Annotated in this window: 9 protein-coding genes; 1 reads left to right on the top strand and 8 read right to left on the bottom strand. The window is 45.0% G+C overall.

The annotated features are described in order from the left end of the window. Positions 1-285: 285 nt before the first annotated feature. The 8 genes from G614_RS0115450 to G614_RS0115415 all read right to left on the bottom strand — a co-directional run bounded on the left by G614_RS0115450 (position 286) and on the right by G614_RS0115415 (position 10,698). Positions 286-471: a hypothetical protein gene (locus G614_RS0115450; RefSeq protein WP_155245059.1), complete on the bottom strand. Its 186-nt coding sequence runs from the start codon at positions 469-471 to the stop codon at positions 286-288. Positions 472-675: 204 nt separating this feature from the next. Continuing rightward, positions 676-2,424: a UvrD-helicase domain-containing protein gene (locus G614_RS0115445; protein WP_027642679.1), complete on the bottom strand. Its 1,749-nt coding sequence runs from the start codon at positions 2,422-2,424 to the stop codon at positions 676-678. A 5-nt stretch (positions 2,425-2,429) separates the two neighbouring features. Next, positions 2,430-4,448 (bottom strand): ATP-dependent nuclease, encoded by a 2,019-nt coding sequence (locus G614_RS0115440; protein ID WP_027642678.1) that lies wholly within the window; start codon positions 4,446-4,448, stop codon positions 2,430-2,432. Positions 4,449-4,569: 121 nt separating this feature from the next. Continuing rightward, positions 4,570-6,096 carry a recombinase family protein gene (locus tag G614_RS0115435; RefSeq protein WP_027642677.1) on the bottom strand — a complete coding sequence of 509 codons (1,527 nt, stop codon included), beginning with the start codon at positions 6,094-6,096 and terminating at the stop codon, positions 4,570-4,572. Beyond that, complete coding sequence (locus tag G614_RS0115430) at positions 6,081-7,739, bottom strand: recombinase family protein (RefSeq protein WP_027642676.1); 1,659 nt, start codon at positions 7,737-7,739, stop codon at positions 6,081-6,083. The genes G614_RS0115435 and G614_RS0115430 overlap by 16 nt, the downstream gene beginning before the upstream one ends. A 3-nt stretch (positions 7,740-7,742) precedes the next feature. Then, complete coding sequence (locus tag G614_RS0115425; protein WP_027642675.1) at positions 7,743-9,371, bottom strand: recombinase family protein; 1,629 nt, start codon at positions 9,369-9,371, stop codon at positions 7,743-7,745. A gap of 122 nt (positions 9,372-9,493) precedes the next feature. Then, complete coding sequence (locus G614_RS0115420; RefSeq protein ID WP_044917932.1) at positions 9,494-9,718, bottom strand: DUF6870 family protein; 225 nt, start codon at positions 9,716-9,718, stop codon at positions 9,494-9,496. A gap of 554 nt (positions 9,719-10,272) precedes the next feature. Then, positions 10,273-10,698 carry a sigma factor-like helix-turn-helix DNA-binding protein gene (locus tag G614_RS0115415; RefSeq protein WP_027642673.1) on the bottom strand — a complete coding sequence of 142 codons (426 nt, stop codon included), beginning with the start codon at positions 10,696-10,698 and terminating at the stop codon, positions 10,273-10,275. A gap of 487 nt (positions 10,699-11,185) precedes the next feature. Here G614_RS0115415 and G614_RS0115405 point away from each other — a divergent pair, with 487 nt between their 5' ends. Further along, positions 11,186-11,545 (top strand): helix-turn-helix domain-containing protein, encoded by a 360-nt coding sequence (locus tag G614_RS0115405; RefSeq protein ID WP_027642672.1) that lies wholly within the window; start codon positions 11,186-11,188, stop codon positions 11,543-11,545. The last annotated feature ends 106 nt before the right edge of the window (positions 11,546-11,651 follow it).

The raw sequence follows: 11,651 nt of genomic DNA, 5'->3' as shown, positions 1-11,651 counted from the left end.
TCAGTTCGCGGTCGTACCATTCATAGATATCATTATATAAGTCTGCGGCCTGATCCAGCAAAGCCTGCAGTTTATTGATTTTTACCCTGATATTTTCTGGCACAAAGGGTTCGTCTGTTTTTAGCTTCATGAGATACCTCCTGATGATCTTATATCAGAAGTGTACCACATTTGATAGATCTTTCCAAAATATCTTGACAGAAGCCAAAAGCATCCGTATAGTAAAGGTAGGTGGTCACGACAGCCACCTACCTTTCTCATTAACCTATCATAGAAGATTTCAATTTACAGACTTTTTTTCATACCCTCTGCAACTGAAAGTCGAATATATCCTACTGCAACAGGGGCAGAAGATTTCAGTCCTTCTGTATATTGATGTTTCCTGCTTTTTCGTGCCATGAAAATACCCCTTTCAATAGAAAAGGCTACGGCAAAAACCGTAGCCACTGGCAATATCATACCATATGTCATTTTCCGCTTCCACGAGGGAATATCCATTTGTCGCTTCCACGAGCTTAGTCACCCGTATGTCAAGCACACGACAAAAAATATAATTCTGAAAAGTAGAAAACCCAAACTATCAGAGAATTGACCTAATAATCTGGGTTTTCTGCTTTTGTAATTGACGTAGAGCAGATCATAAATGGCTAGATACCTTAAATTCGCTATTTTTATTTAAAGTTCTTGATAATCCCACAAGGCTGTAGAAAATCTAGATAGTGTAGTTTTTGTTTTAGGAACCGAAACCACCAAAAGTTTTCGAGGACGCGTCATTGCAACATATGCTATGCGAATAAGCTCTGTGTTCAGATTTCCACTATTAAGCACCGTAGGAGTTAATGTATTTGCGCCTCTCGTACTATCAACAATTAGCAAAGTTGCGTCAAAAGTCTCGCCTTTTACGCCGTGTACAGAAGAAAGTGTATAATTGGTTTCTGCTCGTTTTTCAAAGTACTCTATTATCCTATGCTCTTTAAAATCTGGTTGTTTTTTATCCCTAGACTTTATCTTGATTATATCTGGGGCGCATTTACTATCATATGGTTTTATTGTGCCGGAATCTATTTGGTGGGAAATGCTCACAGTCATTTGGTCTTTCCAATCCACTAGAGTAAGAGTGGGATGTGGTAATACTTTTAGCAGATTGATAATTTTATTTTTCCAAAGAGTTGGTGTAAATCTTTCTTCAGATATAGCAGTAATTTCATTACGAGATAGCCCAATAGGGTTACCAATTTCAATTTCATAGAGTACTTTTTCGCAAATTCGATATGCCTCTTTTCGATCTGAGCAATGCCATAAGTATGAGGCTTTGGCTAGCAATTCCGTTTCGGGCGTTTTCCACGCATCAGAAATAATGTCAGAATGGATTTTCCCTCGTGTTAAGATCGCAACATTTTGTGGAGAAATGGTAATGCTGTTTTTACAGCATATTTTTAAAAACATCTCTATAATATCGTCTTTGCTTTTTCCTTTAGAAACTTGTAGAAGCACTGGTTTACTAGCAAAAGCTGCATTTTCTCCTTTTGCAAGAGCTGGTGATTTTCCAGGTTCAGAAAGGATACTCGAAAACGGTTGAACTGCATTGCAAATTAATTGTGAGCTGCGGAAATTATATGTTAAATACATACAATGCCAATTTGCATCGCTCATTTTCTTGAGAAAGTATTCAGGAGTAGCATCTCGCCATTCATACAATGATTGATCTGGATCTCCTACCAGTATCATTGTCTGAACGCCAGCCTGTGCAAGACACTCTAATATCTCCATTTGTTCACAGGATGTGTCTTGTGCTTCGTCAACAATAATGACCGGAAATCGATAGGCAACCTCTTTGGCAATTTGCGGATATTTCTTCATTAACAGCAAAGAAAGTGCTGGAGCCTCGCGTTGGAACACCATCCCACGTTTTAGCAAACTTCTTTTGTAGAGGACGCAAGGTTTGGGAGAAACATCACAATCAATAATTTTTCCTTCTTTTAAGAGCTTTGTCGTTGACCAGTGAAACCATTCTGGGTGTTGTGTACACATTTGTTTATGACAAACTGCATATTTCGATTGAAATGTAAGTTTGCTGAAATTTTCATGCACAATTATTGGACGCGTACGATTCTCTTTTTGCATTAGATAGCCAAACCTAAGAAGAATAAAATTGTTTATGAAGCTATCCAGCGTACCAACAAAATGGGGATACCCGATGTCGCTATACGCATAAGTTGTATCTGATACTTGATTTCGTATCTCGTCACTAGCTACATTTGTAAACGAAAGTGCTGCAACTCCCCGGTGTGGAAAGCACCAATCTTCTAAATATTTAATTATTTTTTTTGCAACGATAAAAGTTTTGCCACTTCCAGGGACTGCGCATAGCACAATACGCCCCTCAGCAGCCAAAAAATCTTGTTGCTCCACGGTTAGTCCCATAGGCGTTATGCTTCCTCCGTTACAGAATATACTGCTTTTTTAATGTAATCTGGAACAATAAACGGTTTAGTAATGGCGCAAATATCAGAGCTTTCAGGACGTGGCCATAGCATAGTGGTTAATTCTCTTTTTAATCGACGAGCAAGGTTTTGTGCTATTTCGCCTTTATATTTAGATCGATCTCGAATATACAACCACAGACACGCGGCCTTTTCTTCATCAGTATGAAGCTTCGCAAGAACAGAGGCTAGTCTCTTACCAGCTACAGGCTGAGCCTGAATAATTGCCTCAAGAAGATAAGGAATATTTTCCGGATAAGCAGCAAGTTCGTACTCGAAAGTTTTTCGGGCTCCAAAAATATTTACGTGCGCTGTTTGACATAAGGCATCAATACTTTGAAAACGTTCAGAGGGCGTAGTTGATTTGAGTTTCAAAACAATGGAATCAATATCGTCTGTGTCATAATCAATGTCTTTCACAATATAGGTTTCTTTATCTTCTTTGTTAGTACACCTGTCATCATCGGTAATAATGGTTGCTTTAATAGTTACTTGGTGAGTATCATTTGCATAACATAACAGATTTGCAAAGGGTTTAAAAGAAACACCATCTACATTGATAACCTCAACTGCGTATTTATCTAGGGGACGATTTAAATATTCAGCAAAGATTGGGAGTAATAGCGCCTCGCTAATTCCCTCTACAAACAAAATTCCTTTTGCAAAAAGCATTTGAGATTTTGTAACATCAAGATACCGTTCAAGATTATCTCTATCATCTTCATCAATATTACTTTGTGACAGAGAAAGACAATTTACTCGATGTTTTTGCTCATAAAGAAGCACAAGTTTATCTATCCCAATACGCGAAACCAATGTGGGAGAGTGCGATGTATATATTACCTGAAAACTTTCACGGTTTGAGTTTTTATCAAAAAAGCCATGTACTAATTCCTGTAATTGTGGGTGCAGATGGGCTTCTGGTTCTTCGACCAATAAAAGGTTGAATAATGCAGTGTCTGCGCTTGTTTTCATGTCTCCTAATACAGTGGACATAAACAAAATATTATTATAACCTAAGCCGTTTTGAAAAAGCTCAAAAGAATTTAATGATAATGTGTCTAATAGCATTACAACAGCAGCTGGGAGATCCTTTTTCAGTTGTCTTAGTGCCAAGATGTCAAGATATGCTCCCGTCTCGTCTTCTGAAGTGTTTTTCGTCCATTCTTCTTCAGAATATGAATCCTTGAGCATCTGAAATTCCGAATGATCTTTTCGTAAGTACACCCAACGGGGCTTGATCCATGCTCTTAAGGCTCCTGCAATGGCCTCAAAACGCGGCTCTACTAAGCCAAGTTCTATACTTTGCTTTAAAACATCCTGTTCAATCGTTGAAAGGTTATCGTTGACTATGTGCCCCACTCGAATTAAAGAATCCCTTTTTAAAATTTCACTGTTTGCCATGCGCAAAACATTTATGATTTCTTCCTTCGCTTCGTCTGTATTTGTGGCAGTACTAAATAGCGAGGCTAACTTACTTGACCGAGAAGGACGCATCTCAGTTTCGGCATCTCTTAATGCGCCAAGAAACACTAACTGAATTGCTTCAAAAATATCAGCAGAAACGGGATTACCTTCAACAGGGCCTCCCCAAATATTATAGCGAATTTTTTCCTTTCCCTCAGGAGTTTTTATCGTATAATACCGAATATGAAATTCTCCTTTGGATGGATTCTCAGGGTCCCAAATCTCAAAAAAATCCGGTGATATTTCATCAAAATAAACACTAATAAACGCTTCATCAGAACGAACGCCATCATTACGGACATGAAAGTCCGATAAGTTGAAATATATGTCTTTTTTATATGGTACTGTGGAAAATGCGATTCGCATTGCATCAATTATCGCTGTTTTACCACAATTATTTTCGCTAATAATAGCATTAACGCCCCTTTTAAAAAAAGCTGTTATGCCTATTTCATCGAATATTCTAAAATTTCTAATTGTTATCTTAGATATGTACATTGCTTCACCCCCTTTACATATTGTACCACTTATTACTTATCTATAAAAGCGCCGAAAAGCAGAAAACCCAAGCCACCAAGATGAATTTGATAGCCTGGGTTTTCTGTTTTTGCATTTTCAATTATTCAAAGAGGTCATGAACCTTGTAAACAATCTCAATGCGATTATCGGGGAATACATACACCTTTTCAATCAGAAGCTCAGTCAGCTCCGAAGTCAGCACATCGGCTTCAGCAATTGAGTGTGCAATCTCTTGTCGGCTGCTTTGGCGGGACTGTTCTTCACGCTTCAGCTTTGCCTGGGCGGTGACAGTTGCATAAGCGTTTTTGACCTTTAGAATTTCTGCGTCATAAACAGCTTTCTCGGATTTGTAGGTATTCAACTCAATCCGACCCAAGAGATACTGTTCAAAGAGGGCTTGCTTCTGATCCTTCAGAGCTTCCAGCTGCTTCTCATACTCGGAGCATTTGGCAGCGGTGGCTTCCAGGTGAATGGTGCCGTCCTCATGCACGGGCAGCAGGATTTCCAGCTGCTTTTTCAAAGTGAGGAGAACCGCTTCTTCAAGAGCGGCAGCATCTGCCCGCACATCACGGCAACTGCTGTTCACATCGGCAGTAGAGTGGCGGCACATATAAAACGGTTTCTTTTGTGTGATGCGGGAGAGCGTGTGATCGCAGCAGCCACAATAGACTTTACCTTTCAATGGGTAATCCCTGGTTTTCCTGGTAGGCAAGGAAAACCGTCGCTGTACAGCTTGAACCTGCTCAAACAGCTCTTTGTCAATGATTGCCGGGTGATGGTCGGGAATAATGAACCACTTGTCACGGTCTTTCAAGCGGCTCCGTGTGCCCCCCACTTCAATAACGGCGCGCCGCCCGATGACATAGGAGCCGATATAGCGTTCATCCTCCAGAATGCGGAGAACCGTAGAACCACTCCAGCGTCCACGGGTACGGGAAACATCATGGTACTGTTGACCGTGGGCTGCTTTATATTCACCGGGGGTTGGAATGTCTCGCTTGAACAATTCTCTGGTGATTGCCGCCGCGCCAATGCCTGTTGCGGCAAGTTGGAAAATGAGTTGCACCACCGCAGCGGTTTCCGGGTTCGGCTCCATTCTGCCATCGGTGCTTTTGCGATACCCATAAGGGCAAACCTTGCTCTGGTATTCACCACGCTGCATTTTGGCGTACTTGGCGCTTTTCGTCTTGATGGACATATCCCGGCTGTAATACTCGCTGATAAGATACTTGAAAGCCACATCCATGCCCCCGGTATCGCCCTTATGCTTGTCGCTGTCAAAATCATCATTGATCGAGATGAACCGCGTGTGAAACAGTGGGAACACACGCTCAATGAAGTATCCAGTCTCAATGCTGTTTCGTCCAAACCGGGAAAAGTCTTTTACGATGATGCAGTCAATCTTATTTGCCCGCACCAGCTCGATCAATTCCTGAACTTTGGGACGCTCGAAGTTTGTCCCGCTATACCCGTTGTCGATAAACTCCAGGACCTCCGCATTGACGGACTCCGGCATGGAAGAAACAAACTCATTCAGCGCAAGGTGCTGGTTCTCAATGCTCATGCTGTCGTATTTGTAATCCTCCAGGGAAAGGCGGATATAAAGGGCAATCACATATTTCTGCACTGGCTCAACACCTCCTTGCAATGCTCAAATTCACTCTGGAAACGGAAATGAACAGTGATCCTTTTTTCTCTTGAAACCTCTACACGGTCAATCAGGCGGTCAATCAGAGCTGCCGTTAGCTGGCGATCTTCCTTGATGTGCTGTGCATCCTGAGACAGCATTTTATACTGCTCCAGCTGCTTGGCGATGATTGTAAGTCCTGCTTTCAGCTGTTCGATTTCCTTACTGTTTGTTTCGATTTTGGCTTCGTATTTCTCTTTCAAAGTAAAATACTCGTCTTTTGACAGATGGTTCTGGATCAGGCCCTCATACAATCCGCGCTGGTAGGTACGCAGCTGTTGAATTTCCTGTTTCCGGCTGGAGATTTTATCCTGTATGTTTTTCTGCTCCTCGGCTTCTTGTGAAAGGTTTTCCAAACCGAGAGAGTATTGCCCTAATGTGGTATCAAGCTGTTCCTGTATCATATCGGCCAGAGCATCCAGCAGTTCTTTTTCAAAGATAAAGACACCGGGACAGATGCCCTTTTTGATGCGGTTATTGCTGATACAGTGGTAGACATACACCTCCGGCGTCTTTTTACGAACGCATTTTTGCCGGTGAAGGCTGTGTCCGCAGTGGGCACAGAAGATTTTTCCTTTCAGAAGATTTGGGGACCAGGAATGTATGTCCCTGTCTTTGGCCTGCTGTGCGGCCTGGTCCAATGCTTTTTGAACGGCATCAAATAGTTCCCGGCTGACAATAGCTTCATGTGTGCCACGTACAGTCGTCCATTCATCGGCGCTGGCTCTGACCTGCTTGTGATCAATGATTTTAGATACTCCTTGCACAAGATCGCCGGTATAAACTTCTGCCCGGAGGATTTTGGAAACGGTGCGGGTTTGCCAATGCCCATTGCCCACCAGATTCTCGTGGGTGATCTCTCCCAAGGTTCTCTTGTAGTGGCTGGGAGCGAGATACCCGGCCTCGTTCAGGCGTACCGCGATGGTGTTTAATCCTGCGCCCTCGGCGGCCCATTGAAACATGGTTTTGACTACCTCGGCAGCCACCGGATCAACAATCAGCTGATGGCAGTCATCGGGGGATTTCAAATATCCATAGGGTGTACGTGCACCAACATACTTACCGTCTTTCATAGCCTGCCGCTGCTGGGCTTTGATTTTTCTGGCAATATCCAGCGCATAGGCTTCGTTTATCATGTTCCGCAGCGGGATGACGATACCGTCATGGGCGTTGTCCGGCGAAGCGGAATCATAACGGTCATTCACGGCAATAAACCGGACCTTCTGCATGGGGAAGTAACGCTCGATATAATAGCCGGTGTCGATGACATTTCGCCCCAGGCGGGATAAGTCTTTTACAATGACGCAGTTGATAAGGCCCGATTCAATATCGGAAAGCATCTGTTGGAAACCGGGACGATGGAAGTTCGTACCCGTTGCACCATTGTCAATGTAGGTCTGGACCACAATAATTTCCGGGTTCTGCTCCAGATACCGGGAGACAATCAACTGCTGGGTCTCGATAGACGCAGTGTGGGTATGCTTATCCTCAACGGAAAGCCGCACATAAATCCCGGCGCGGCAAGTGGTATCTATCTCCGGTGCAGGAAGCACCGCTGTTTCTTTTCTGCTTTTTCTTGCCACAAATCATCCCACCTTTCTTTGGCTTGTTTGCTCTGCCAGCTGAATCAGCTGGATCGCTTTCTGGTATTCATCCTGGTATGTGAAAGTGATCTCCAATTCCTTTTTTCCGATCACCCGGATGCTCTGTATCATGTGAACCACAGCCTTGCGGTCCAGGGTTTCCATCGTGGAAAACTGTGTGAAGTGGGAAATCCAGCGGTTCCGTTCGCTCCGGTTCTCCAGGACATCAGCCAGCTTTTCCTTTAAGACCCGGATACTTTCTTTTGCATTTTCTGCAATTCTCGCGTATCTGGCCTTATAATCGGTATATTCCTCTTTGCTGATTGTGCCGGTAATCAGGCTTTCGTACAGACGCGCCTTAAATTCCAGCGCCTGTTCCACCTGCTGCTCATTCGCGGCGATGTGGGAGGCATATTCGTTAGCGAGCGCCTGATTGATGCTACTCTGGTCGATACCGTCCAGAATGGCTTGCAGGCAGCTCACATTGTCAATGTAGCCCTTCAGACTGTCCTTGACGCACTCCACCAGATCGCTTTCCTTGAGCATCACCGGGTTGTCACAGCCATGCTTTTTTCCGGTTGGGCAGTAATAGTAGTGGTATTCCTTGCCTTTGACCCGGTTTGTCTTTCGTGTCATGCGGTTCCCGCAGCAGCCGCAGATCAGGACGCCAGAGAACAGATACACCGTATCTTGCTTGGGAGAAGTCCGGGTATCCAGTCTGCGGATACGCTGGACCAGTTCAAAATCCTGCTTGGGAACCAGCGGCTCATGAGCGTCGGGGACGCGAATCCATTCAGAGGATGGCCGCTGCTCCATCTGCTTGATCTTGTAGTGCGGTGTGCCTTGCTTACCCTGTACCAGGGTGCCGATATAGGTCTCATCCTGTAAAATGCGGATGATTGTTGTGGCGGACCACTTGCAATCCTCTTTGTCGGCATAGCCGTGCTTGGCATAAGGAAAACCATTGTTTTTCTTATAGGCCAGCGGGGAGAGGATGCTCATATTGTTCAGCACGGTGGCAATCCGCAGGGCGCTTGTTCCATCCAGACGCATACGGAAGATGTCCCGGACAACGCGGGAAGCATATGGGTCAGGTACAAGTAGGTTTTTATTTTCTTCGGACTTCATATAGCCGTAAACGGGAAAGGCTCCAACAAAATCTCCGTTACGTCGCTTTATATCCAAAGAGGTACGGGTCTTGATGGAAATATCCCGGCAGTAGGCTTCATTCATAATGTTTTTGACAGATACCGTCAGATCGTCACCGCTGCCTTCCTGGGCGGTGTCGATGTTATCCGTGATGGCAATAAAGCGCACCCCGTAAGCGGGGAATACCCGGCGCAGGTAGCGGCCGGTTTCGATGTACTCTCGTCCCAGGCGGGAGAGGTCCTTTACAATGACGCAGTTGATCTTGCCATCGGTGATGTCCTGCATCATTTCCTTAAACGCCGGACGGTCAAAAATGATACCGCTGTAACCATCGTCGATTTTTTCGGATACGATTTGGATGTCCGGGTTTCGTTCAATGAAGTTCTCAATCAGCTTCCGCTGGTTGGTAACGCTGTCGCTTTCGCTGGAGCGATCATCTGTGTAAGAGAGCCGAATGTAAGCTGTCGCCTGATATTTTGGCATGAAAAAGCACTCCTTTCCTCCCGGAAGCTCCCGCAAGAAAAGAGTGGATTTCGAGGTTTTCAGTTTTCATCCTTTTCCATACACATCGTAGCACGCTTTTGGAAAAAGAGCGAGGATGTCGATTACCTTAAAATCCCTTGCAGGCACTCCTCCAATGTGACCCCGTTGCTGGCAAATGCGGCGTTTACCACAAAATCGCCGCAGCGAAAGCGATATGGGTTTTTGATCTGGCGAAGAAAGGCCGTGATCCGCTCCTCTTTGGGGAGGTCTTTGTCCACTGTGACTTCGCGGATATCAACCAATTCATCGGCTGCCACTTGTGTACTGGTTTGTGTCAATTTGCTCATAAGGATTCTCCTTTCCTTGTTGTGGCTTTCAAAATCACATGAATGCGCTGGCAACCAGAGCTGCCAGCGCATGGTATCTGACTTTGAAAAGAAAGGACTGCACCCAAATCATGGCCTGTTGTTGCTAACAGCAAATGGACGCAGCACTCTCAGATTTCATCCGTTGCATTCGTCACATTTGCCACGCGCCCCTGACGATGGGAATATTACAGGCCGCCCTTGGCAGGGCTGTCATAACTCCACAGCGTCGTTTCACTCGTGCGCCGCAGGGTTCCCCCTCAAGTCTGTGGGAGGTCGTGAGAAAGTATCGTTAGCCCCCACGCTGTCATCGCGCCCGGATTGCCAATCCGGGTCTAAGACTTCCGTTCATCGCTCTGGAGCTTGTCTGCTTCACCTCCTTGCAAGCTGCCGTCATCGCGCCGGGTCTTATGCCGCTACTCACGCGGGTTTCGTACCTGTAATACCGTAATATTCAGTTTTCAAAGATCGTGAGGTCACGCGGATAGCGTGTCCTTCTAATAACCGTGAGACTTTGGAGCCTTAATTCAGGGGCATTATAGACGATTTTTCAGAAAAACCTCCAAGTTCCGAAGGCCACGCTGAATGGATTCGCTGATCGATGCAACGCTGACTCCTTCACTCTTGGCAATTGCTGATTCCGTCAGCCCCAGGAAGTAATGAGCGTAGATGCGCTTGGCCTGCTTGTACGGCAAAGCGGCAATCGCCGCGTGAAGCTGCTCCATCGTCACCTTGCGCTCATACAGCTCATAAGGGGTCATGGAAACGAAAAGAGCATCATACTCAATTCTGTCTCCCCGATCCAGGGAATAATGGGCCTTGTTGTAATATGTACGGCGACGGTATGCAGCTTCCAGGCGGTCATGCTCCTTCATAACAGCGGCTACTTCGTCAGGAACCTCGATAATGTAATCGGTCTTATAATAATCGGGATACTGCTCCCGCAGATTGATCTTGGTCATAATTTTCCTCCATTTCAGTTGTTGGGGACAAAGGGTAACTGAAACGGAAGCGGCGGAGAGCGGCACCCATAGGAGCCAACATGAATCCCCCGTTTTCGACAAAAAGCGCCGGATACTCTTATAGAGCATCCGGCGTAAAAACTCCTGCTAGACGGATTATTCTGATTTACATACGTTAATCGTTCTGGTTCATGGGTATAAAGGGGCGGGGAATAACCTGGGATTTTTTTTGCAGTTCACCAGAAAGGTGAGCTGCGAGAACGATGAAGAAATGGGGTAAAAAGATCATAGCCGCCTCCAATGGCGGCTACTTAAATTTGAGCGTACAAAAACGTCCCAGATAGCTGCCGTTTTTTTTAACGGCTGCCTGGGATGATTTTTAGAATATCATCCTCCAAAACCTGAACAATAATACCGGTTTACCAGTTTGATAAGGTGATTAAATTTCACCTTCCAGAACGATATAATACTATTGAGGTGAACGATTATGCCGGAAGGTGATTTTTCAAAACTTGGCAACGCTATGAGAAATGCCCGGAAAAGCCGTGGCTTCACTCAGGAGCGGTTGTCTGATGCGTCTGGCGTTTCTGTCCGTCATATAGCTAAAATTGAAAAGGGTGTTATCAATCCGTCTTTTGATATACTGGAGAAACTGATAACAGCTCTCGGAATCTCTTTCGATGCTTTCTACAATCCGGCAACGGATAAGGAGGGCGCAGAGCTTCAGGAAATCGTAAGTCTGTATAAGGCTTGTCCTCCTAATGGAAAGCGGTTGATTGCAGCCACTACACGGGCCTTAGCCAATGAGCTGATGGACACAAACCTAGAACATGAATCTAACAAATGAAGCCAGCAGGTGAGGAAATACCCTTGCCCACTGGCTTCATTTTTTCTACTCCTGCACGATTGCAAGGGAATATATCGAAATATACAACAAGCAAATTTCAGCACTA

This window comes from [Clostridium] clostridioforme AGR2157, assembly GCF_000424325.1.
GTDB lineage: Bacteria > Bacillota > Clostridia > Lachnospirales > Lachnospiraceae > Enterocloster > Enterocloster clostridioformis_A.
This window is presented reverse-complemented; position numbering and strand designations above follow the sequence as displayed.

Excerpts from the sequence above, each read along its gene's own strand:
- G614_RS0115450 (WP_155245059.1), bottom strand. The coding sequence starts at position 471 with ATGACATATGGTATGATATTGCCAGTGGCTACGGTTTTTGCCGTAGCC.
- G614_RS0115445 (WP_027642679.1), bottom strand. The coding sequence starts at position 2,424 with ATGGGACTAACCGTGGAGCAACAAGATTTTTTGGCTGCTGAGGGGCGT.
- G614_RS0115440 (WP_027642678.1), bottom strand. The coding sequence starts at position 4,448 with ATGTACATATCTAAGATAACAATTAGAAATTTTAGAATATTCGATGAA.
- G614_RS0115425 (WP_027642675.1), bottom strand. The coding sequence starts at position 9,371 with ATGCCAAAATATCAGGCGACAGCTTACATTCGGCTCTCTTACACAGAT.
- G614_RS0115420 (WP_044917932.1), bottom strand. The coding sequence starts at position 9,718 with ATGAGCAAATTGACACAAACCAGTACACAAGTGGCAGCCGATGAATTG.
- G614_RS0115415 (WP_027642673.1), bottom strand. The coding sequence starts at position 10,698 with ATGACCAAGATCAATCTGCGGGAGCAGTATCCCGATTATTATAAGACC.
- G614_RS0115405 (WP_027642672.1), top strand. The coding sequence starts at position 11,186 with ATGCCGGAAGGTGATTTTTCAAAACTTGGCAACGCTATGAGAAATGCC.